The 22,118-nt window shown below is 63.4% G+C and carries 20 protein-coding genes, 1 tRNA gene and 2 pseudogenes; 17 read left to right on the forward strand and 6 right to left on the reverse strand.

Annotated features, from left to right (window positions below; genetic code table 11):
- Nucleotides 1-13: 13 nt before the first annotated feature.
- The 4 genes and pseudogenes from HQ394_RS21280 to HQ394_RS15575 all read right to left on the reverse strand — a co-directional run bounded on the left by HQ394_RS21280 (nt 14) and on the right by HQ394_RS15575 (nt 2,991).
- Nucleotides 14-736, reverse strand: coding sequence for a response regulator transcription factor (locus tag HQ394_RS21280; RefSeq protein WP_223292114.1), 723 nt, complete (start codon nt 734-736; stop codon nt 14-16).
- Complete coding sequence (locus HQ394_RS21285) at nt 723-854, reverse strand: ATP-binding protein (RefSeq protein ID WP_223292115.1); 132 nt, start codon at nt 852-854, stop codon at nt 723-725. The genes HQ394_RS21280 and HQ394_RS21285 overlap by 14 nt, the downstream gene beginning before the upstream one ends.
- A gap of 35 nt (nt 855-889) precedes the next feature.
- Nucleotides 890-2,161: pseudogene (locus HQ394_RS21290) on the reverse strand (PAS domain S-box protein); the annotation flags it as partial.
- Nucleotides 2,161-2,991, reverse strand: a complete 831-nt coding sequence (locus tag HQ394_RS15575; RefSeq protein ID WP_190260994.1) for a PAS-domain containing protein — start codon at nt 2,989-2,991, stop codon at nt 2,161-2,163. The gene HQ394_RS15575 and the pseudogene HQ394_RS21290, both read right to left, overlap by 1 nt.
- A 514-nt stretch (nt 2,992-3,505) precedes the next feature.
- Between HQ394_RS15575 and aceB the strand changes: the two genes are divergently transcribed.
- The 15 genes and pseudogenes from aceB (at nt 3,506) to HQ394_RS15655 (ending at nt 18,133) form a co-directional block, all read left to right on the forward strand.
- On the forward strand, nt 3,506-5,161 hold the full coding sequence (aceB, locus tag HQ394_RS15580) for a malate synthase A (protein ID WP_223291633.1): 1,656 nt from the start codon (nt 3,506-3,508) through the stop codon (nt 5,159-5,161).
- 192 nt (nt 5,162-5,353) lie between these two features.
- On the forward strand, nt 5,354-6,499 hold the full coding sequence (locus tag HQ394_RS15585) for a calcium-binding protein (protein WP_190260995.1): 1,146 nt from the start codon (nt 5,354-5,356) through the stop codon (nt 6,497-6,499).
- Between the two features lie 106 nt (nt 6,500-6,605).
- Complete coding sequence (locus tag HQ394_RS15595; protein ID WP_190260996.1) at nt 6,606-8,477, forward strand: calcium-binding protein; 1,872 nt, start codon at nt 6,606-6,608, stop codon at nt 8,475-8,477.
- On the forward strand, nt 8,419-9,450 hold the full coding sequence (locus HQ394_RS15600; protein WP_190260997.1) for a calcium-binding protein: 1,032 nt from the start codon (nt 8,419-8,421) through the stop codon (nt 9,448-9,450). Before HQ394_RS15595 ends, HQ394_RS15600 begins: the two co-directional genes overlap by 59 nt.
- A gap of 3 nt (nt 9,451-9,453) precedes the next feature.
- Entirely contained in the window at nt 9,454-10,368 is a 915-nt protein-coding gene (locus HQ394_RS15605; protein WP_190260998.1) for a calcium-binding protein, read from the forward strand.
- Nucleotides 10,369-10,574: 206 nt separating this feature from the next.
- The gene (locus HQ394_RS15610; protein ID WP_223291634.1) at nt 10,575-10,793 is read left to right on the forward strand and encodes a hypothetical protein; all 219 of its coding nucleotides are present in this window, start codon (nt 10,575-10,577) and stop codon (nt 10,791-10,793) included.
- Nucleotides 10,739-12,010, forward strand: coding sequence for a calcium-binding protein (locus HQ394_RS20170; RefSeq protein WP_407644751.1), 1,272 nt, complete (start codon nt 10,739-10,741; stop codon nt 12,008-12,010). Before HQ394_RS15610 ends, HQ394_RS20170 begins: the two co-directional genes overlap by 55 nt.
- Complete coding sequence (locus HQ394_RS20565) at nt 12,007-12,387, forward strand: M10 family metallopeptidase C-terminal domain-containing protein (RefSeq protein ID WP_407644752.1); 381 nt, start codon at nt 12,007-12,009, stop codon at nt 12,385-12,387. The genes HQ394_RS20170 and HQ394_RS20565 overlap by 4 nt, the downstream gene beginning before the upstream one ends.
- 186 nt (nt 12,388-12,573) lie before the next feature.
- Nucleotides 12,574-13,242 (forward strand): HAD-IA family hydrolase, encoded by a 669-nt coding sequence (locus HQ394_RS15630; RefSeq protein WP_190263345.1) that lies wholly within the window; start codon nt 12,574-12,576, stop codon nt 13,240-13,242.
- Between the two features lie 516 nt (nt 13,243-13,758).
- The gene (locus HQ394_RS15635) at nt 13,759-14,166 is read left to right on the forward strand and encodes a hypothetical protein (protein WP_190261000.1); all 408 of its coding nucleotides are present in this window, start codon (nt 13,759-13,761) and stop codon (nt 14,164-14,166) included.
- Between the two features lie 119 nt (nt 14,167-14,285).
- A pseudogene (locus tag HQ394_RS15640) lies at nt 14,286-15,415 on the forward strand (IS4 family transposase).
- Nucleotides 15,416-15,737: 322 nt separating this feature from the next.
- The gene (locus HQ394_RS15645) at nt 15,738-16,529 is read left to right on the forward strand and encodes an IS630 family transposase (protein WP_263053736.1); all 792 of its coding nucleotides are present in this window, start codon (nt 15,738-15,740) and stop codon (nt 16,527-16,529) included.
- The gene (locus tag HQ394_RS20570; protein ID WP_263053803.1) at nt 16,525-16,683 is read left to right on the forward strand and encodes a hypothetical protein; all 159 of its coding nucleotides are present in this window, start codon (nt 16,525-16,527) and stop codon (nt 16,681-16,683) included. Before HQ394_RS15645 ends, HQ394_RS20570 begins: the two co-directional genes overlap by 5 nt.
- A 353-nt stretch (nt 16,684-17,036) precedes the next feature.
- Nucleotides 17,037-17,759: an ATP12 family chaperone protein gene (locus tag HQ394_RS15650; RefSeq protein WP_190261001.1), complete on the forward strand. Its 723-nt coding sequence runs from the start codon at nt 17,037-17,039 to the stop codon at nt 17,757-17,759.
- Between the two features lie 71 nt (nt 17,760-17,830).
- Nucleotides 17,831-18,133: an acylphosphatase gene (locus tag HQ394_RS15655; RefSeq protein ID WP_407644704.1), complete on the forward strand. Its 303-nt coding sequence runs from the start codon at nt 17,831-17,833 to the stop codon at nt 18,131-18,133.
- A gap of 95 nt (nt 18,134-18,228) precedes the next feature.
- On the opposite strand, the gene HQ394_RS15660 is transcribed toward HQ394_RS15655, so the two are convergent.
- Both HQ394_RS15660 and lipB read right to left on the reverse strand, forming a co-directional pair.
- Nucleotides 18,229-19,278 (reverse strand): GGDEF domain-containing protein, encoded by a 1,050-nt coding sequence (locus HQ394_RS15660; RefSeq protein WP_190261002.1) that lies wholly within the window; start codon nt 19,276-19,278, stop codon nt 18,229-18,231.
- Nucleotides 19,279-19,586: 308 nt separating this feature from the next.
- Nucleotides 19,587-20,252, reverse strand: a complete 666-nt coding sequence (lipB, locus tag HQ394_RS15665) for a lipoyl(octanoyl) transferase LipB (RefSeq protein WP_317629042.1) — start codon at nt 20,250-20,252, stop codon at nt 19,587-19,589.
- 214 nt (nt 20,253-20,466) lie between these two features.
- Between lipB and HQ394_RS15670 the strand changes: the two genes are divergently transcribed.
- Nucleotides 20,467-20,552 (forward strand) — tRNA-Leu (locus HQ394_RS15670).
- 142 nt (nt 20,553-20,694) lie between these two features.
- Nucleotides 20,695-22,113 carry a magnesium transporter gene (mgtE, locus tag HQ394_RS15675; RefSeq protein ID WP_190261003.1) on the forward strand — a complete coding sequence of 473 codons (1,419 nt, stop codon included), beginning with the start codon at nt 20,695-20,697 and terminating at the stop codon, nt 22,111-22,113.
- Nucleotides 22,114-22,118 lie beyond the last annotated feature (5 nt).

Raw genomic sequence — 22,118 nt, forward strand, 5'->3', positions numbered from 1 at the left:
CAAAGCGGATGCGTCAGTGCGGATTGGCGGTACCCTGGACGATCGACAGCATGCGCACGAGATCGATGGTGGTGCGGGCGTTCATTTTCCGCAGCACCCGCTGGCGATGGTCGGTGACGGTGGCGACGCTGAGGCCGAGCACATCGGCTATTTCCTTGTTGCGCTTGCCCTCGACCAGTTGCTGCAGCACTTCGCGTTCGCGCGGTGACAGCGCCGCCAATCGACCGGCGATGTCCACGCTCTGACTTTGCCAGCGCTGCCAGACCGCATCCTGTTGCAGGCCATGCTGGATGCGTTCGAGCAGTTCCTCATCGTCGAAGGGCTTTTCAAGGAAATCGATCGCTCCGGCCTTCATCGCGCGGACGGCAGTCGGCACACTGCCAAAGCCGGTGATCATGATCGCCGGCCGATAGTCACTGCGATTGGCCAGTTCCTCAAGCAGGTCGAGCCCGGTCATCCCCGGCATCCGCATGTCAAGGACGAGACATCCCCGCTGCGTCGGATCGTAGCGCTCCAGGAACTCGCGCGCCGTCGCGTAGGTCTCAACCCGGTGACCGGCGGATTCGATCAGATAGCGCAGCGACTTGCGCATCCCCGGGTGGTCATCGATGACGAACACCACCGGTTTCGCTGCCGGTTCCGGCTCCGTCGTCGCCGTTTCACCGTCGTTCAGCCTGTCATCGTCATCCGCATCGTCCCAACTGCCGCCGCCAGTGGTCGGTTTAGGCGGGGGCATGAATCCCCTCAACGGCCGGTAGAGTAAAGTGCACCGATGCGCCTCCGTCTGCGTTCGTCTCCGCCCATATGCGACCGCCATGAGCTTCGACCACATTACGACAAATGGCGAGGCCCATCCCCANNTTCCTTGCGGCTTGCTGGTGAAGAAGGGATCGAAGGCACGCTCGACATTGGCGGCATCGAAGCCACGACCGGTATCGGCGACACAGACAAGGATACTGCTGCGGCTGACGGTGCCGGTGGATATGCGCAGAACGTGCTGGCGCATCTCGATCTCGGCCATCGATTCCATGCTGTTGCGGATGAGGTTGAGCAGCAGTTGTTCGAGTTCGACGATGTTGACGGCGACGGGGGNGATCTCGTCGCAGAGATCGAGCACAACATCGATGGCGAGGCGTGCCAGTTCCCGCCGCGCCAGCGCCACCACCGAGTGCACGAGGTTATTCGGGCTGAGCGTCACCCGTTGCTGCGGTGCCTTGCGGACGAACCGGGCCACGTGCTGAATGATGTCCTTCGCCCGCTGCGCCTCGTCGTGCGCATCCTTGAGCGCGCCGACGATCTCGTCAGCATCCCAGCCATGGGTTGCCAGCCGTCGCAGCGAACCGTTGCAGTAATTCACCACGGCGGCGATCGGCTGGTTGAGTTCATGGGCCAGTGCCGCCGCCATCTCACCCATGGCGGCGATGCGCATGTAGCGCATCAGCTGCTGCTGGTGATCGCGCGCTTCCTCTTCGGCGGCGATGCGATCGGAAATATCCTCCTGCAGTGCCACCACATGGGTGATCTCGCCGCTGTTGCTCTTCACCGGGGCGAGGCTGGCCGAGGCCCAGAACAACTCGCCGTTCTTGCGACGGTTGCGCAGCTTGCCGGTCCAGGTCCTGCCTTCCTTCACCAGGGACCAGATCGCCGCGTCCTCCGCCTCGGAGCGATCGACGGAGCGCAACAGCGCCGGCGTGCGGCCGATCACCTCCTCAGCCTCGTAACCAGTGACCTCGACGAAGCGCGGGTTGACGTATTCGATCACCGCGGCGGGGGTGGTGATGATGACGATCGCCGGGCTTTGTTCGACGGCGCGGGTCAGCATGCGTAATGCATCCTCGGCCATCCGTCGCTCGGTGACATCGCGCGAGAAAATCGACACCGCGATCGGATTGCCCTTGGGGTCCAGGACGGGGTGGGCACTCACGTCCATGATGCGGCCGCGCCAGGGAAACTCCCGCTGCACCCTGGCGCCGCGGTCGAAGACGCCACGGATCAGGGAACGAAGATGTTCGCCTTCCTCCGGCTGCACCAGGTCGATCAAGGATCGGCCGACGACAGCGCTTGGCTGCAGATCGAAGCAGGCCGCTCCGAAGCGGTTGATCGCCAGCACCACGCCACCGTCGTTAAGCATGGCAATCAGTTCGTCGACGGAGTCGATCATCACCTGCAGCGATGCGCGGCTCTGGCGAACCACATTTTCGAGCCACTTGCGTTCGGTGATGTCGCTTCGCAATCCCACTGTGCCGCCATCGGGGTGCGGCGCTCCTTGACCAGGAGCCAGCGGCCGTCTTGCAGCTGCTCTTCGCCAACGAATTCACTGCCACGTCGCCCATCAAGGCGGCACTTGATCCAGTCGGCGGCGGGCATGTCGAGTTGAAACTGACCGGCGGCAACGGCAGCGCGCAGCAAGTCTTCATAGGCGACGCCCGGCTGCAGCATCGTCGCCAGTGAACTGTAGTAGGAGGCGTAGCGACCGTTGATCATAACCAGGCGGTCGTTGGCGTCCCACAGCGCGAAGCCTTCGCTGATCGACTCGATGGCATCGCGCATCCGGTCGCGTTCGGCGCGCAGCGCCTCCTCTGCCGACCTCTGGATCGTTGCATCGTTGACGATCCAGAGGATGCAGGAGCTGCGGCCGCGACTGCCACCGAGCGGCACGAGCGTCGTCCGCCACCAATTGCCCAGGGCGGTGGCGGTGACACAGCCGTCCCATTCGACGGTGGTGCGGGTGCACAGACATTCGAGGCAGTAACGGCAGAGGCTATCGGCGACCCCGCGCGAAAGGACGTCTTCCAGGCTGCGGCCGCTGAGGTTCCCGTCCGCATGCAGGACTTCGTCCATCATCCGATTGGACTGGCCAAAGCGGAAATTACCGTCCGGGAGCGGCTCGATCAGGCAGGCGGATACGCGCATGCGATCGAGAACCAGCCCGAACAGTTGGCGTTCGACGCTGCCGATTGGGTCCACGACGGGTTGTATGATTGCACTCATGCCGGATCCCCTGAGTTTTTCCGAAAAGAGCGTAGGTTATTGGATAAAACTCGTTCCAATTATCCGCACGATAGATGTAATTCTGGCGGTGGAATGAGCTGCAAAATGCACCCAATGTCCTCGCTAATTGTTGTCATCGTCGCTAGAACATTTAGTTCGTTCAGATTAATACATTATTATCGCCGCGTAAACGGCACAGTATTTCTCTGTCGGGTCAGAGCCTTCCTCTTGCGGCCCGGGCGGTCAAACTTCTCCAGCTGCTGTGTGGACGAAGATTCAGACGTTCTCCCCTCTTGCTGCGACTATACCCAAAAGGGGCAATAAAGGAAATAGGGCATAAGCAAGGCAGCGCTCAGCGGGATGGAGTGCGACAGGTGTGGCCTGAATGGGGAGGGAAATCCCGGCGTGGCGGTCATTCCATGGCTCACGGCCGCCGCCGCAAAGGCGTAAACTGGAGGCAAAGCCAAGGCGGCAACAAAAGCCAATCCGGGATCAAACGACGGGAGCAGACGCGATGGCCACAATGACCGAGATCGAACCGCAGCGCAGGGCGCAGCGAGGCATGGATGTGCCGCAGGAACAGGAGATGGCACAGGGGGTGACGATACGGGCAGCGCTGGCGGGTGGTGACGAAGACATTCTGAGCCCCGACGCGCTCGCCTTCGTTGCTGCGCTCGAACGCCGGTTCGGTGTCGTCCGCCTGCAGCTGCTGGCCCGTCGCGAGGAGGTTCAGGCCGGACTCGACCGGGGCCGGCGACCGGGTTTCCTCGCCGAAACCGACCACATCCGTCACGGCAACTGGCGGGTGGCACCGGTGCCGGTCGACCTGCAGGACCGCCGGGTGGAGATCACCGGCCCGGTGGAGCGCAAGATGGTAATCAACGCGCTCAACAGCGGCGCCAACGTCTTCATGGCCGACTTCGAGGATTCGCTGACGCCAACCTGGCGCAACCTGATCGACGGCCAGGTCAATCTGCGCGACGCCATCGCCGGCAGTATCACCTACGAAGACCCGCAGACCGGCAAGTCATACGCGCTGGAGCAGCCGCGGGCGGTGCTCGTCGTCCGCCCGCGCGGTTGGCACCTGGAGGAGGCGCACGTGCGCGTCGATGGTCGGGCGATGTCGGCGGCGCTGTTCGACTTCGGCCTCTATCTCTTCCACAATGCCCGCACCCTGCTCGATGCCGGCTCCGGCCCGTACTTCTATCTCCCCAAGCTCGAGAGCCACCTGGAGGCGAAGCTGTGGGCGGATGTCTTCACCATCGCCGAGCAGTTGCTTGGCCTGCCGCACGGCAGCATCCGGGTGACGGTGCTGATCGAAACCATCCTCGCCGCCTTCGAGATGGAGGAGATCCTTTATCAGCTGCGCGACTACGCCGCCGGCCTCAACTGTGGCCGCTGGGATTACATCTTCAGCTTCATCAAGAAGTTCCGCAACCGCTCCGACTGTGTGCTGCCTGACCGCAACGGCATCACCATGGCCGCACCGTTTCTGCACGCCTACAGCCGGCTCTTGATCAAGACCTGCCATCGCCGCGGCGCGCATGCCATCGGCGGGATGGCGTCATTCATCCCGGTGAAGACGGATGCGGCGCTGAACGAGGCAGCGATCGAACGCGTCCGTGCCGATAAGCTGCGCGAGGTGGGCGATGGCCACGACGGCACCTGGGTGGCGCATCCGGGGCTGGTGGATGTCGCCAAGGCGGTGTTCGACGAACACATGCCGGGGGCAAATCAAGTGGCGACGATCCGCGACGAGGTGCACGTGACTGCGGCCGACTTGCTCGCGGTGCCGGCGGGGGAGATCAGCGAGGAAGGCCTGCGCAACAACCTGCGCGTCGGCATCCAATATATCGAGGCCTGGCTCGGCGGCCTTGGCTGCGTGCCGCTCTACAACTTGATGGAGGACGCGGCGACGGCGGAGATCTGCCGCTCGCAGGTGTGGCAATGGCTGAAGCACAAGGCGCGGCTCGCCGACGGCCGGCCGATCAACGAAATGCTGGTGGGCGAGCTGATCGACGACGAGATGACGAAGCTGCGCACGGCGCTAGGAGTGAAGCGGTTCGACGAAGGTCACTTCACCGCCGCGATCGCCCTGTTCCGCCAGGTGGCGACCCCGCCCGAGTTCATCGATTTCCTCACCCTGCCGGCCTACGACCGGGTAGTGTAGAAGCGAGGTGTATCACAGCGCCGGGCGGCAATGCGGCCGAAACTACATGACGTCAACGTCATAATTTTGTTATGGTTTTGCCCAAAAGAAGCCTTCCCTGTTCCTGCGCTCTGGCTTACGATCCTATCCGCATACCTTTGGGGGAGGTGGCTCGGCTGACTGCACTCCCCTGCGGATGGGAGGGATCAAGCCGTGGCAACCTTCGTCGGCTCCGACGCAAACGAAACCATCACACCTTCGAACGTCTCCACCACCGTCACCCGCACCCCGCCCGGCAGCCTTCCCAGCACCGCCGCCGACTCCATCGACGGCGGCGGCGGCAATGATACGATCGTTGGCGGCTTTGCGGACACACTCCTAGGGGGCAGCGGCAACGATAGTATTCAGGCGAATGATGGGAATTCTTCGGGCTATGGTATCGACATCTCAATTTCCGGTGGGGACGGGAGCGATACGATAGTGGCAAGTGGAAGTTTGCCATCTAATTCATTTGGAACAATAAATATCAATATTTCTGGGGGCGGTGGCAATGATAGCATGTCCGGCTTTGTGGTCGGACAAATTCAAAGCCCAGATTATCTATTTCCAGGACAACTTAGTATTCGAGGAGGGGATGGTAACGACACCATCGCCGGCGGCTACAGCGTAGCCGGCAATGTCTCGCTGTTCGGTGACGGGGGCAATGACAGCCTGACCGGGCAAGGAAGTGGTGGCGAGACATTCGACGGTGGCACCGGAAACGATACGATCCTCGGCCTCGAAGGCGCGGATGTGCTGATTGGCGGTGTCGGTAACGATTCCCTCGACGGTGGTGACGGCTTTGATTTTGCTGACTATCAGGCGTCCGGCGGTGCGGTCAGCGTTTCGCTAGCACTGACGACAGCGCAGAACACACAGGGCGCCGGCATCGATACCCTGATCCGTATCGAGGGGGTCAACGGCTCCGCGTACAACGACACCCTGTCCGGCGACGCCGGCGCCAACGTCCTCAATGGCGTAGCGGGCAATGACTCGCTCACCGGTGGTAGCGGCGCAGACACTCTCCTGGGTGGCGCCGGCGATGACAGCCTGAACGGTGGGGACGGCAACGACCTTCTCGATGGCGGAGCCGGCAACGACGTGCTGAACGGTGGCGCCGGCGTCGACACCGCGATCTACGCGTCGGCGACGGCGGGAGTCAGCGTATCGCTGGCGATCGCCGGAGCGCAGAACACCGGCAACGGCCTCGATACGCTCATTTCGATCGAAAATCTCACCGGCTCGGACTTTGACGACACGCTGATCGGCAACGCCGGCAACAACGTGCTGCACGGGCGGTGGCGGGCTCGATTCCCTTGATGGCGGTGCCGGCAACGATACCATTGAAGGCGGGAGTTCAGGTGGAACGATCAGCGGTGGTGCCGGCAATGACAGTCTTCATGCTGAAGTCGGAGGTGCATGGTACGTGGCAACCGGAAATCTTTCGGTGTCCGGTGGTGACGGAAGCGATACCATTGTCGCGTCTGATACAGCATCATACTACGGAAGTATTGACGTTTCCATTTCCGGCGACGGTGGAAATGACAGCATCAATGGGCATGCTGCCGGAACGATAATCTCTGGTCGTTGGTATGATTATCCTGTCTATGGCAATATCACTGTCCATGGTGGCGACGGCAACGACACCATCACGGCCGGCTACAGCCTCTATGGCAGCGCGTACCTGTCGGGCGACAACGGCAACGACAGCCTGATCGGCCAGGGTTGGGACAGCGCCAGCGGCCTGGGCGGGATTGAGACGTTGGATGGCGGCGCCGGCAACGATACCATCCTGGGGATGGCAGGGGCCGACGTTCTGCGCGGCGGTGCCGGGAGCGACTCGCTCGACGGTGGTGATGGCCTCGATATCGCCGACTACCAGACCGCCGGGACAGGCGTCAAAGTTTCCCTCGCCCTCACCACGGCACAGAACACGATCGGCGCCGGCCTCGATACCTTGGTCAACATCGAAGGGCTGAGCGGTTCCGCTTACAACGACACCCTTGCCGGCAATTCCGCAAATAACCTGCTCAGCGGCGGGGCTGGCAACGATAACCTCAAAGGCGATGTCGGCAACGACACCCTCGACGGCGGTTTGGGGAACGACACCCTCGACGGCGGCAATGGCAACGACACCGCGAGCTTTGCGTCGGCGACGACCGGGGTGAAGGTGTCGCTCGCGGTCAGTGGTGCACAAGCCACCGGTAGCGGTAGCGACACGCTGATCAGTATCGAAAACCTGCAAGGGTCCGCCTTCGCCGATACGCTGACGGGCAACGCCGGCGACAATAGCTTATCGGGCGGGGACGGCAACGACTCCCTCGCCGGCGGCGCCGGCAACGACACCTTCGATGGCGGCAGCGGCAGCGACACGATCGATACCGGTGGCGGCGCCGACTCCATCACCGGCGACTACGACAGCATCATTGGCAGTGCGGCGGCCGACACGATCCAGGCCTACACCCTGGGCGGGTATCTCAATATCTCGGCCGGCGATGGCGGCGACAGCATCAACGCCAATGCCAATGGCGTTTGGCTGCCTTGGAATGATGTCGACGGCGGTTCGGTAGCCGTGGGAGGTGGGGCTGGAAACGATACCATCGTCGGTCGCAGCGAGGCTGGCCTCGTCTCCATCTCCGGTGGCGATGGGAACGATATTCTCACCGGTTCCGCCTATGGAGGCTACTATGCCAGCTGCTCCATCCATATCGATGGCGATGGCGGGGACGACACGATCACCGCAGATGCCAGCTATGGCGACGTGCTGCTGTCTGGTGGCGATGGCAATGACAGCATTGTCGGCAGTGTGGGCGGCTGGGGAGGGTCATATACTCACGGCGTAACGATATCCGGCGGGGCTGGCGACGATACGATCACCGGGTCGAGTATCCTTGGTGAAACATTCCTTTACGGCGATGACGGCAACGACAGCGTCACCGGTGCGGCCGGCGATGAAACTCTGGACGGCGGCGCTGGCAACGACACCCTCGATGCCGGTGAGGGCAACGACAGCGCGCAGGGCGGCACCGGCAACGACTCCGTCAACGGCTGGGGCGGCAATGACACCCTCGTGGGCGGCGCCGGCAACGATACGGTCGAGGGTGGTGCCGGCAACGACTGGCAAACCGGCGACGACGGCCATGACTCGCTCAACGGCTGGGACGGTAACGACACCCTTTTTGGCGGCGCCGGCAACGACACGCTGATCGGCAACGTCGGCCACGACAGCCTGATGGGCGATGCCGGCGACGACAGCCTCTACGGCGGCAACGGCAACGACACCCTCCTCGGTGTGTGACGGCAACGACACTCTGGCTGCCCGGGAGGGCAACGACAGGCTCGACGGCGGTGCTGGCAACGACAGTCTCGATGGCAGCGCCGGCAACGATTACATCGACGGCGGCGTAGGCTTTGACCAAGCGGGGTACCAATCGGAAGCTGCCGGGGTCAAGGTCTCGCTGGCACTGGCCGGGGCGCAGAACACCGCGGGCGCCGGCGTCGACACGCTGGTTGGCATCGAGGGGATCACCGGCTCGGCCTACAACGACACCCTGACCGGAAACGCCGCGGATAATCTCCTCGACGGCGCTGCCGGCAATGACATTCTGAACGGTGGCGAAGGCAGCGACACCCTTCTCGGCGGCGACGGCAACGATACATTAACCGACCTCAACACCACGTACGGGAGCACCTTGTCGGCCTTTGTCGATGGTGGCTCGGGTGACGACAGCATTGATGCCAGCGTGCGTTCGGGTGATCTGTATGTCGCTGGAGGAAGCGGCAATGACACCTTGAGCGTCTATACCGCATACGCCGATTATTCCACCGAGCAGTTTGTCTACGGTGGTGACGGCAACGACAGCATTGATGCGGGCTCAGAGTACGGAAATTTGGTCGTCTACGGTGACGGTGGAGACGACACCATTTCCGCGCGACTCGGCGGCGTCATCTATGGCGGCAGTGGCAACGATTATATAGTTTCTCGCGGCACTGCCAAAGTGGCGGCGAGTGTCTACGGTGACGACGGCAACGATACCATCGACGCCTGGGGCAGTCTTGGATATGTGGGCCTCCACGGTGGAGGCGGCGATGACAGCATCAGCGCCGTTGGTGTTGCCGATATCTGGGGGATGCCGGCAACGATATCATCGTCGCTAGCGCCTACTTCGAATCGATCCAGCTGTTCGGCGGCGACGGGGACGATACGCTGCAAGCCGGCAGCGTCTATGGCGAGGTGCTGCTTTCGGGCGACGCGGGCGACGACAGCCTGACCGGTGACGGGCAGAAGGAGACCCCTCGACGGCGGCATCGGCAACGACACGCTCGATGGCTACGACGGCGACGACAGCCTCAACGGCGGTGGCGGCAACAACGTGCTGTTTGGTGGCAGCGGCAACGATACGCTTGTGGCCGGGGATGGGAATGACTCGCTTGATGGCGGCTACGACGACGACTCGCTGAATGGCTGGGGCGGCGCCGATACGCTCTCTGGCGGGGCGGGTAACGACCAGATCGACGCCGGCGCCGGCAATGATTGGGCGTCGGGCGACGACGGCGATGACTCGCTCAACGGCTGGGACGGCAACGACACGCTGTTCGGTGGGACCGGCAACGACACCCTGATCGGCAACGTTGGCCACGACAGCCTGATCGGCGATTTCGGTAACGATAGCCTCTACGGCGGCAACGGCAACGACACCCTGGTCGCCGGCGACGGCAACGATACGCTGCTCGCCCGGGAAGGCAACGACAGCGTCGACGGCGGCGCCGGCAACGATTCCCTCGATGGCTACGACGGGGCGGATACGCTGATCGGCGGTGCGGGAAGCGACCTGCTCAGCGGCGGCACCGGCGCCGACAAATTCGTCTACACCGCGATCGGTGACTCCGCGGTGGGCGTCAATCACGACACCATTCTCAGCTTCGATGGCGTCGGTGCGGTGGCGGGGGACCAGATCAACCTGGCGGCGCTCGATGCCAAGTCGCTCGTGGCCGGCGATCAGGCGTTTACGTTCATCGGCACCGCGGCGTTCACTCACGTTGCCGGGCAGTTGCACGCGGTGGCGACCAATGGTGGCGTCGACAGCCTGATCCAGGGCGACGTCAACGGCGATGGCGTTGCCGATTTCGAAATCCTGGTCAAGGGCGCCACTGCAGCAGCGTGGGTGGCGGGCGACTTCATCCTCTGAAGCGCCTCCCCGCACCCGGGGCTGTGTTGCGACAGTCCCCGGCAGCAGGGCTACGCGCCTGAGGCGAAGCGACGGCAACCCTCAGTTACGGATTGATCGGCAGCGGCTCCTTTTTTCTCTCGCTTACGGTGAACTTCTGCTGAGATAGTTCACTGGGGGGTGAGCGGGGCTTGCTTCCCTCTTTCCGTCAACTGAGGGACCAAGCAATGGCCACGTTCACCGGGACAGCCGCCAACGAAACCATCACCCCCGGCTTCGTTTCCGCCACCGTCAGCCGCATCCCGCCCGGCAGTTTGCCCGGCGCCGGGGCGGATTCCATCGACGGCGGCGGCGGCAACGACAGCCTCGATGGGGGAGTGGTAACGATACGATCTTTGGCGGCACCGGCAACGATACCGTCGTCGGCAGCGCCGGCAGCGACGTAATCGATCTTGGTGCGGGTGACGATCGCTTAGTCAACGCGGTCAGCGGCAATGACGCCACGATCATCGGCGGCGACGGCAACGACGTTATCTTGAGTGACAGCGGCAGTCGCTTCGATGTGGTTTCTATCGTTGGCGGCAGCGGCGACGACAGCATCGCCGCTGTCGGCGTCTCCGTCCACGTGAGCGGCGATGGCGGCAACGATACCATCTTCGGCGGGTATTCTCCCTCCGGCAAATCTGCCACCAACTACCTCGACGGCGGCGCTGGCAACGACAGCATCAGCGTCTCCACATTGTATCATGGTGACTTCACGCTTGTCGGTGGTGCCGGCAACGATTGCCTGCATGCCTATTGCGGCTATGGCGCAGGGCTATTTAGCTTAGTTGGCGGTGACGGGGACGACAGCATCTCGAGCAGTACTTGGTATGGTTCTGTTTACGTTCAAGGCGATGGCGGCAACGACACCATCACCTGCGAAGGCAAAGATCCAGACCTTCACGTTTGGGGAGGCACCGGCGACGACAGCATTGTCGCCAGCGGCTTCCAAACATACAACGCTCAATTGTATGGCGAGGACGGCAACGATACGATCGATGCTGTTAATTCTGAGTTCAGGTTTAGTGTCTTCGGCGGCGCCGGCAACGATAGCATTACCGGTGACGGCGGTGTTTACGGTGGCGCCACAATCGATGGCGGCGCGGGCAATGACACGCTTCTCGGCTATGCCTATATTGGCCGAGTCTACGTTTCCGGCGGCGACGGCAACGATTCGATATCCGGCGCCGAAGGTGGCGCCTTCGGCTATCATTCTACCATATCCGTTTACGGCGGCGACGGTGACGACACCATCATCGGTCTCAGTCACTACAGCCTCGATGGGTCGGTGTACCTGTCCGGCGACGCCGGCAACGACAGCCTGCGCGGCGGTGCAGCCGACGAGACGCTGGACGGCGGGACCGGCAACGACACTCTGGACGCCGGCGGCGGCAACGACCGGGCCTGGGGCGGCGCGGGCGACGATTCCATCTCCGGCGGCAGCGGTAACGACGGGATCGCCGGTGACGCCGGCAACGACCGGGCGTCGGGCGACGACGGCAATGATACGCTCAATGGCTGCGCCGGCAACGACACGCTCGCCGGCGGCGCCGGCCGGGACGTGCTGGTTGGCAGTGCCGGCAACGCAGCCTCAATGGCGGCGACGGGCCGGATGCGCTGAATGGCGGTGCCGGGGCCGATGTGCTGCGCGGCGGTGCCGGCGACGACACGTTTGTCTACACCCTGATTACGGACTCGGCCGTCGGCGTCACTCACGACACCGTCCTCGATTTCACCGGCGTCGGCGCGGCGGCGGGGGATCGGATCAACTTGGCGCAGATCGATGCCAACGCGCTTGCGGCCGGCGATCAGGCCTTCAACTTCATCGGCACCGCTGCCTTCACCCACGTCGCCGGCCAATTGCACGCGGTGGCGGCCAACGGCGGCGTCGACAGCCTGATCCAGGGCGACGTCAACGGCGATGGCATCGCCGACTTCGAGATCCTGGTCAAGGGTGCCACTGCTGCCGCCTGGGTGGCGGGCGACTTCATCCTCTGAGGTCCGTCGGACAAGGCAGTGGCACGGCGATGCCGCCACGCCACTGCCGTTCCGGCGCCTGAACGGCGGGCTAACGCTGCATTTGGGGCAACTGATCGCCGGCCGGCGCAACCACGGCCTTGGTCTTTCCCCGATCGCCGTACAACGGCTACTATGGCCGCTATGTCCCCTTCGCCGCAGGTGTCGATGCTGCCGCTTTGTCTCTTCGATTGCGACGGAACGCTGGTTGACAGCCAGCATACGATTATCGCCGCCATGCAGGCGGCGTTTGCCAGCGTCGAACGCGAGCCGCCGTCGGCGCAGGCGATCCGCGAGGTGGTGGGCCTGTCGCTCACCGATGCGGTGGCCGTCCTCCTCGGTGCCGAGGCCGCCGAGACGCGGCGCGTCGCCGCCGCCTACGTCGCTGCAACGAAGTCGATGCGTACTCCCACGGACGGTCTTGAACCGATATTTCCCGGTGTTCGTGACGGTCTCGATGTCCTTGATGCCGAGGGGTGGCTGCTCGGCATCGCCACCGGCAAGTCGCGCCGGGCGCTTGACGATACGCTCACCGAGCATGCCCTGACCGGACGTTTCGTTACCCTGCAGACGGCGGACCGTGCCGCCGGCAAACCGGCACCTGATATGGTGTTTCGCGCCATCGCCGAGACGGGTGGCGAACTATCGCGCACCGTGGTCGTCGGCGACTCGGTGTTTGACATGCAGATGGCACGGCACGCCGGCGCGACAGCGTTCGGTGTCGCCTGGGGCTATCATCCGGTCGACGCACTGCGCGCGGAAGGTGCTCAGGCAGTAGCCAGGACCTTCCCGGAACTGCTGCTGCTGCTGGCCGGCTGGGTATCAACCAGCCGTTAGCAGCGCCGGGCTTCCATTCCCTTATCGGCTTTCCTGCCACCGCGGATGACCGCTCGGTGCGCCTTGTCGTGTGCGCAACGAGGGGGCGAAAACGCATGGCGCGCATATTTTGCCACGGAATTGTCGCAAAAGCACACATCGGCCCTGTTAGGGTAATGTAGGCCCCTTATAAGGTAGCAGTGTAGACCATTTGGGCGCCGATAACAGATTTATAGACGTATTGTACAAAAGGTGAGATCCCAAAATGGGTCATAAACACCCCATAGACCACAATAAGCTTAACAAAACAGCCACGATCCATTAGCGCGAATAACATTTGAAGTATTTAACGCCAGCTCGCGATAGCGGTATATATGTGTACATATCAAATCGTACATACATCTTTCAAGGGTATGTGTGATGATAGTGAAGGGGCGGGACAGTATTCCCAAAACGTAAAAGATGCTGTGACCGCACAACTAGGGGAAGTGTCTAAACGATCCCTTCATGGTGGTCTCAATGGGATGGAGGTGTGAAATGAACAGGACGTTTACTTCGGCATTTGCACTCGCAATCGTGTTGTCTGGTGCTGTTGTCCTGTCGACAAGCGCTCGTGCCGATGATGAGGGTAAAAACAACAAAGACAAAGCCGTCTGCTACAAGGTGCTCTACCAAAAGGGCAATAGTGGATGGGCTTATGACACTAAAGATCGGCTGGTTCTTAATATCCTGAAGCACAGCGATCTTACGAAGGACGAAACCGCCTATTCCGTGCACGGGAAATTCGTCGATGTCGGCGACTATGGCAGATACAACAGAAAAAGCAGGACGAACATGAACGTTGCGACGGGGACTGTCGTGACGAAGTCTCACTCAGACAGTGGCTACGGCAGCAAGTCTGACTCCGGTGCCCGCCCTCAGGAATCCCCTCATTTTGAGTTTTGATACGGATCAATGGGTTGCTACGGATGAGCTTTGCGGCGGCGGTCGGTTATGCAGGGTGAGAGGAAGGTTTCGAGGGTTGGGGTGGGGAAGTGAACGGGGTAGCGCGTCCTGAGTTTCGTTTGACCGACGTTCGTCGGTTTCTTGATGGGGTTTTCGCGGGGCATGTTCACGCCAAACGGATCGCGTCGCTGGCCAACGGCACGCTGGGGGTGATGACCGGTGCGTCGCTGGCGGTTTCGATGATCGGCCATGCGTTGGCGCAGGCGCGGGGATTGCTGACCAAGCATGCGGTCAAACAGGTCGACAGGCTGCTGAGCAACGCGGCGTCTCCGTCTGGGAGATGTTCGGGCAATGGGTTCCGGAGGCGGTTGGCGGCCGCAAGGAAATCGTCGTCGCCATGGACTGGACCGATTTCGACGCCGACGGGCAGGCGACGCTGGCGCTCAATCTGGTGACCGGGCACGGCCGGGCGACGCCGCTGTTGTGGCTGACGATGCTGAAGGCGGAACTGGCGGGCCAGCGCAACGCCATCGAGGATGCGTGTCTCGGCCGCCTTGCCGGGGTGTTGCCGGCGGGGACGACGGCGACGATCCTCGCCGACCGCGGCTTCGGCGACCGCAAACTGTTCGATTATCTGACGAAATTGGGCTTCGCCTATGTCATCCGGTTCCGCGGCGACATCCGCGTCGACGCCGCCGACGGAGAAAGCCGGGCGGCGGCCGAGTGGGTCGGCAAGGGCGGCCGGGCGCGCCATCTGCGCGGCGCCTCGGTCACTGCCGCCGCGCAACCGGTCGGCGCCGTCGTCTGTGTCCACGCCAAGGCGATGAAGGAGCCCTGGTGTTTGGCGACGAGCAAGGCAGACGCATCGGCCCGCGAAATCGTCAACCTCTACGCCAGACGCTGGACCATCGAGCCCAGCTTCCGCGACACCAAGGATCTGCGCTTCGGCATGGGGCTCGGCGCCGTGCGCATCGGCGATCCGCAGCGCCGCGACCGCCTGCTCCTGCTCAACGCCTTCGCCGTGCTGTTCCTCACCCTGCTCGGCGAGGCCGGCGAAGCGCTCGGCATGGACCGCCACCTCAAGGTCAACACCGCCAAACGCCGAACCCATTCCCTGTTCCGCCAGGGCTGCATGCTCTACGACCTCATCCCGGCCATGCCCGAACCCCGCCTCCGGCCGTTGATCGAAAGGTTCCTCGAAATGCTAAAAAACAAACCAATCACCGCCCAACTGACGAACATAGCTTAAATGAGGGGATTGATGAGGTGCCCGCCTGGGCGTGGAGACCGCTGGAGGTCTCTACAAGACGACCAATCATACGTTTGATTGCAGCAATAGCGATGACAAGGCCACGCCTGAGAGCTGGGAAAAGTGCGCCTTGGACGGTTACGAAGGTTACAGCTTGGCGACGGCCGACCGGAACGACGATAACTGCAACTTCTTCCAGGACGGCTCTGGCAGCGGCTATAATCACCACTAGAGCGGAGGCCGATCTGAGTGAATCGTTGGGGATTCCCATTGGGGGCTGGTTCTGATTCAAGATGTCTGCCGGAGGAGGAGGCCGGTGGACATGTCGACAGCGCTTTCCCTCGATCTTCGCGTCCGGGTTCTCAAGGCGGTGGCGGAAGGCGCGAGCCATCGCGCGGCGGCGGCGCGGTTCGGCGTCAGCGCCGCCAGCGTGAGCCGATGGCGGGCGCTGGAGCGGACGCAGGGTGATCCGCGCCCTGGCCCGCTCGGCGGCGACCGCCGCTCCGCCCGCGTCGAGGCGCAAGGCGCGCTGATCCGGCAGCTGATCGAGGCGACGCCGGACGTCACCACCGAAGAGCTGCGCGCGACGCTGGCCGAGCGGGGCCACGGTTTCGGCTACGGCACGCTGCAGCGGTTCTTCCGCCGCCACGGGCTCACGCGCAAAAAAGACCGGCCATGCGACCGAACAGGACCGCCCCGACATCCTGAAGCAGCGCGAGGCGTGGTTCGACGGCCAGATCGACCTGGCCCCGGAGCGCCTCGTGTTCATCGACGAGACCTGGGCGAAGACCAACATGGGCCGTACCTACGGCCGCGCGCCCCGCGGCGAGCGGCTGCGCATGGGCTTCCCCATGGCCACTGGAAGACCACGACCTTCGTCGGCGCCCTGACCATGCGCGGCATGATCGCCCCCTTCGTGCTCACCGGAGCGATCAACCGCGACGCCTTCGATGCCTATGTCGAGAAGGTGCTCGTCCCCGAGCTCCGCCCCGGCGACATCGTGATCATGGACAACCTGTCCAGCCACAAGGGGCCGCGCACCGATGCGCTGATCAGACGCGGGCGCCAGCCTCCTCTTCCTGCCGCCCTACAGCCCCGACTTCAACCCCATTGAGAAGGCGTTCGCGAAGCTCAAGGCCCTGCTCCGCAAGGCCGCCGAGCGCACCGTCGAAGCCCTCTGGGCCGCCATCGGCCGCTTCGCCGACGACTTCACCCCAGCCGAGTGCGCAAACTACTTCAGCGCCTGCGGATACGATCCAGACTGGTAGGATTCCGCTCTAGTAATACGCATACGCGCGTCTGGAGTAGCGCCAGCCCTCTCCGAACGGCATGCGGCGCCAATGATAGCTGAAAGGCTGCGACCTGAGGGGTCGCAGCCTTTCTTGTCAGATCGGCAAGGGATGCCGGATTGCTTGGTTTGGAGGACTGCCGGGACGGGCACCACGCGGACGCGGCCCATGATCGGCGAGCGACGATACGGCAACTGCGACAATGGCGAGGACGATCGCCCGGCGCTATGATCGCGACGCCGGACGATGCGCCGTCGCTTCCCTGCCGTGTGCCGTCCGTACCTGCCGCTCCTTTGCCGACCAGGGACCTGCCTCACAGCCGGATACGCGCGATGCCCCTGCCACCTCGACGCTTCTATCGAACCGTAACCGTAGCCGCGGCCGATGACGGTCATCGCGTGCTATTGGACAATCGCCTGGTGCGAACACCGGCTGGGCCGGTTCTTGCCGTGCCGGGCGCTGTGCTGGCCGAAGCGATCGCCGCTGAGTGGCAGGCGCAAGGCGAGAGTATAGACCCGGAGACGATGCCGCTCACCCGCTTGGCCTTCACCGCGCTCGACCGGGTGCGGCAACAGCGTGCGGCGATGATCGAAAGCCTCCTCGTCTATGCCGGCAGTGACGTCCTTTGCTATCGCGCCGAGTCGCCGCAGGAGCTTAGAGCGATCCAGGAGGCAAATTGGCAGCCGCTGCTCGATTGGGCGGCGGAGCGGTTGGGCGCGTCGCTCGCCGTGACCGTGGGTGTGGTGCCGCTGCGTCAGTCGACGGCGGCGGTTGCCGCCCTTGCCGGCGCCGTCAATGACTGCGACGACTTGGCGTTGACCGGTCTCGCCAATGTGGTGCAGACGGCGAGTTCGCTTGTGATTGGCCTTGCCCTCCTGCACCACAGAATCGATGCGGAAGCCGCCTTTCGTGCCGCTTTTCTCGACGAATGCTACCAGGCGGAGCGCTGGGGCAGCGATCCGGAGGCGGCGGCGCGACGCGAGCGGCTTGCTGCTGACATCGCTGCGGCGGCGCTTTTTCTCCAGCTATCGCGCCGCAATGGGGCGGCTGGCTGAGGCCAGTGGCACGGAACTGGGAGACGACAACGAACCGGCACGGCGAACATCGCCCGCCGGAGGGATGAGAGGTGGCAGTGGGCGAAGCGGGTGTGCCGCGTAAGACGGTGCAGGTGCGGATCGAGGGTCGCGTGCAGGGGGTCTGGTACCGAGGCTGGGCTGTGCAGGAGGCATTGACGCGTGGCCTCGCCGGGTGGGTGCGCAATCGCAGCGACGGTTCGGTGGAGGCGATGTTTTCCGGCCCGAAGGACGTGGTTGACGCCATGCTCGAGGCGTGCTGGCAGGGCCCGCCGTCGGCGCGCGTTAGTCGGGTGACGTCAAGCCCGGCTCCCGAACCCGAAACACCCGGCTTCCACCCGATGGCCACCTTATAAAACGCAGCAAAGTCGAACTCGCCGTGCAGGGAGATCGCCGCGCGGGCGCGTCCCGGGTGGCGCGACGAGCCCCAGTCCCGGCGGCGACGCCCGGCTCAGCTGGTATGCAGACAGAGCCGGTTGCGACCGAGGCGTTTCGCCGCATAGAGCGCCCTGTCGGCAAGTTCGAGGGTGTCTTCGACGCTGCGATCGCTGGTCAGTGGCGCTACGCCGATGGATACCGTGGACGCGACCACCTCGCCGCTGCGCAAAGGGACCTCCCAGCCGGCAATCTTCAGCCGCAAACGCTCGACCACCGACCACGCCAGCCGCAGGTCGGTATTGGGCAGGCAAACGATGAACTCGTCGCCACCATAGCGAAAGGCTACGTCGTAGGGTCGCACGCTCGCCGCCAGCAGCGAGGCGATGCTGCGCAGAATGGTATCGCCGGCGAGGTGGCCGGCGGCGTCATTGATCGCCTTGAAACGATCCAGGTCGATGACAGCGACGCAGCAGGGCTGACGATTGCGCTCGTGCCGTTCGCGTTCGATCTGCAGATGCCGCAACAAGGCGTTGCGGTTGCCGATGCCGGTCAGCGGATCGATGTTGGCGAGCAGAGTCCAGGTTTCGCACAGCATTTGGCGCAGCGCGTTGTTGACATCGATCACCGCGGCCAGAAACTGGGGACAGCCGACACCAAGCCGCTGTGGTGTTGCGGCGACGCAAGCTGGGAGCAGCGTTTCCGCCATCGTTTGCAGCCGCTGCACCAGATCGTCGATTTGCGCCAACAGCGGGCTATTGCGGTGAACGGCACGGTGTGAGCCGGAAAACCAGAGTCTGTCATCCCACGGCCGAGGCGGCGGGATGGTGGACGAGCTCGGTCCCGGCGTGGTGCCGGCCTTCGCCGCGGTGTCGATACACAGTTGCGACCAGCGGCAAAGGTCGCCCATGATCCGGTCCAGATCCTCGGCCGCGCGCATGAGCTGATCCGGTTGGATCAGTCCGGCCAGCGCCGCCGGAAGATCGTTCCCGGGGGCGGCAACGAGGGTCCACTGATCGACCTTGCTATGCCTATGGTTGCCATCAGCGGCGGCATCAAGCCGCTCGGCTTTGCCGCCCGCCGTATCGGGTCGGTCCCCGGGGTCTGATCCATGCGGCGCGGTCACCCCAGGCCTCCCATGCGACGACACCGACAACGGGATGAGCGTTGCCGAGGGAAGCGGCGACCGCCAAGCGCGCAGCCATGTGCTGCAGACGCGGCGAAAATAAACGATCGACTGGTCACGTTATTTTGTCAACTTATAGCGCTGCGGTATACTGTTGTGATAGTTGCGATCAAGCGCCGTATTCATACACCGATCGCGCCCACTCATGGACGTACTCGAGTCTGATTGTCGCAATCTGGCTGCCGCATGCCACGTGCGTAAGGCAAGCACCAAAACCTCCCTCGATGTCCATCCCGCGTTTTCTGAACCTATCCTTCTGCAAGTGTAGTGCGGCGAAGCGACAATTGGCTGTGATTGCTGTCAAATATCGAAGAAAAGGTTTCCCGCAGCGCCTGATCGAGTTCGTCGAGGCTGGCGACGACACCGAGCGCGGCGAGTGAGGTGACGCCATAGGCGGCAAGGCCGCAGGGGACGATCCCGGCGAAGTGGCTCAATTCGGGATCGAGGTTGATGGCGATTCCATGATAGCTGACCCAGCGGCGGACACGCACGCCAAGAGCTGCGATTTTCGCCTCGCCTGCGGGGGTTGTCACCCAGATTCCGACCCGGTCCTGCCGCCGCTCACCGGCGACGCCGAAGCGGGCAAGGGCAGCAATGATCCAGGCTTCGAGGCTATGCACGAACGCGCGGACGTCTCGGCCGCGGCATGCCAGGTCGAGCATGACGTACGCCACCCGCTGCCCGGGACCGTGGTAGGTATAGCGACCACCGCGGCCGCTGGCATAGACAGGAAAGCGGTTCGCATCCAGTAGTTCGCCTTCGCCGGCGCTGGTCCCAGCCGTATAAAGCGGCGGATGCTCAAGCAGCCAGATGGCCTCTGCCGCGGTGCCGCGACGAATCGCCGCCACCCGCTCTTCCATGACGCGTACCGCTTGCGGGTAGTCCACCGGCTCGTCACTGATCAGCCACTGCATCGGCAACGGCATCCCGTGTTCTCCGGGTGCGTTGGCGGGCAGGCCGGGGCTATCGGGGTTGGTCAGGTTCGACACGCGCGGGGAGAACTCCCTCTTTCTTGGTTAACTCGCTGTCGATCGGCGATCAGGCATCCCGAGCGCTTGATCGCACGCCAGCATTTTGCTATCTCCGCATACATGAAATGGCTCCTGCGCCATCTTCAAGAATTATCATGCGGTCGTGGCGGAATGGTAGACGCGCAGCGTTGAGGGCGCTGTGGGGGAGACCCCGTGGAAGTTCGAGTCTTCTCGACCGCACCAATTCGCGAAGCTGCTGACGGCTTCTGACCCCCAGATGGGATCTGGCGTCGCCGTCGGTCTCGCCTTCGGGCACGTATAACCTTCCACAGCTGTTTCTTGCCGCGGTCACCGCGGTATCCGTAACCGTCGGGAGTGGGCGCCGATGCGGCAGGACCTTTCTGACCACGCGCCGGAAACTGAACTTGCCGAGAATCAGGAGGTCAGCCACGACCTCCTGCCACGGCGGGTGGAAGCAATCCGCGAGGCCCTCGCCGCCGAAGACAAGGCAAAGGTTAATGCGCTGCTGCTAGCGCTGCACGATGCCGACGTCGCCGCGTTGCTGGAAAACCTTTCGGTGGAAGACCGCCGCGACCTGGTACCGCTCATCCGCCTGGAGGAGCGGCCGGACGTACTGGCGGAACTGGACGAGAACGTCCGCGACGAAGTGATCTCGCAACTGAGCGTGGCAGAGACCGCGGCGGCAGTTGCCAGTTTGGAAACCGACGACGCAGTCTATGTCCTCGAAACGCTCGATGCGAGCGAGCAGCGCCAGGTGCTGGCATCAATCCCGCGCCTGGAGCGGCTTCTCCTTGAAGAGGCGCTGAGCTACCCCGAGGACAGCGCCGGGCGGCTGATGCAGCGCGAACTGATCGCTGTGCCGAACTTCTGGAGCGTCGGCGAGACGATCGATCACTTGCGCTACATGCACGCGCAGATGCCGGACCGTATGCCCTATGCCTTTCATGAGATTTACGTCGTCGATCCGGGCCATCGGCTGGAGGGCAGTGTAAGCCTCGACCGGTTGGTGTGTGCCGCGCACGCGGCGCCGCTGGCGTCGATCATGATCCGCGAGCTGCGGGTGTTGCGGACCGATACCGATCAGGAAGAAGTCGCGGTGCTGTTTCGCAAACGCGATCTGATTGCCGCCCCTGTCGTGCACGATACCAGCGGCCGGCTGGTGGGCGTAATCACCATCGACGACGTGGTCGACGTTATCGACGAGACCTATGAAGACGAGATCATGCACTTGGGCGGCGTCGGTGCCGACGACTTGCACCGCCACACCCTGGCGACGGCACGCGCCCGCTTTACTTGGCTGCTGGTCAACCTCGGCACTGCGGTGCTTGCCTCGCTGGTGATCGGGATGTTCGATGCGACCATCGAGCACATGGTGGCGCTGGCGGTGCTGATGCCGATCGTCGCCTCGATGGGCGGCAACGCCGGCACCCAGACCTTGACTGTCTTCGTTCGCGCGCTCGCGATGCGCGAACTGACGACCAGCAACGCCCTGCGTGTGATCGCGAAGGAACTGCTGGTGGGGTTGATCAACGGCGGCCTGTTTGCGGTGATCGCCGGCGGTATTGCCTGGCTCTGGTTTGACAGCCCGTTCATTGCCGGCATCATCGGTGCGGCAATGATCATTAACTTGGTGGTGGCAGCATTAGCCGGCGCTATCATCCCGCTGGTGATCGAGCGCCTGCGGGTCGACCCAGCCGTCGCCTCGGCGGTGTTTGTAACCACCGTGACCGACGTGGTTGGTTTCTTCGCCTTTCTCGGCCTCGCGTCCTGGTTCATCCGCTAGTTGCC

Source organism: Defluviicoccus vanus (assembly GCF_014672695.1).
Classification (GTDB): domain Bacteria; phylum Pseudomonadota; class Alphaproteobacteria; order Rhodospirillales; family Defluviicoccaceae; genus Defluviicoccus; species Defluviicoccus vanus.

Bases quoted from the DNA above. Each gene is read 5' to 3' on its own strand.
- HQ394_RS21280 (WP_223292114.1), bottom strand. From the start codon at position 736: ATGCCCCCGCCTAAACCGACCACTGGCGGCGGCAGTTGGGACGATGCG.
- HQ394_RS21285 (WP_223292115.1), bottom strand. From the start codon at position 854: ATGGGCCTCGCCATTTGTCGTAATGTGGTCGAAGCTCATGGCGGTCGC.
- HQ394_RS15575 (WP_190260994.1), bottom strand. From the start codon at position 2,991: ATGAGTGCAATCATACAACCCGTCGTGGACCCAATCGGCAGCGTCGAA.
- aceB (WP_223291633.1), top strand. From the start codon at position 3,506: ATGGCCACAATGACCGAGATCGAACCGCAGCGCAGGGCGCAGCGAGGC.
- HQ394_RS15600 (WP_190260997.1), top strand. From the start codon at position 8,419: ATGCCGGCGACGACAGCCTCTACGGCGGCAACGGCAACGACACCCTCC.
- HQ394_RS15610 (WP_223291634.1), top strand. From the start codon at position 10,575: ATGGCCACGTTCACCGGGACAGCCGCCAACGAAACCATCACCCCCGGC.
- HQ394_RS15630 (WP_190263345.1), top strand. From the start codon at position 12,574: ATGCTGCCGCTTTGTCTCTTCGATTGCGACGGAACGCTGGTTGACAGC.
- HQ394_RS15635 (WP_190261000.1), top strand. From the start codon at position 13,759: ATGAACAGGACGTTTACTTCGGCATTTGCACTCGCAATCGTGTTGTCT.
- HQ394_RS15645 (WP_263053736.1), top strand. From the start codon at position 15,738: ATGTCGACAGCGCTTTCCCTCGATCTTCGCGTCCGGGTTCTCAAGGCG.
- HQ394_RS15650 (WP_190261001.1), top strand. From the start codon at position 17,037: ATGCCCCTGCCACCTCGACGCTTCTATCGAACCGTAACCGTAGCCGCG.
- lipB (WP_317629042.1), bottom strand. From the start codon at position 20,252: ATGCAGTGGCTGATCAGTGACGAGCCGGTGGACTACCCGCAAGCGGTA.
- mgtE (WP_190261003.1), top strand. From the start codon at position 20,695: ATGCGGCAGGACCTTTCTGACCACGCGCCGGAAACTGAACTTGCCGAG.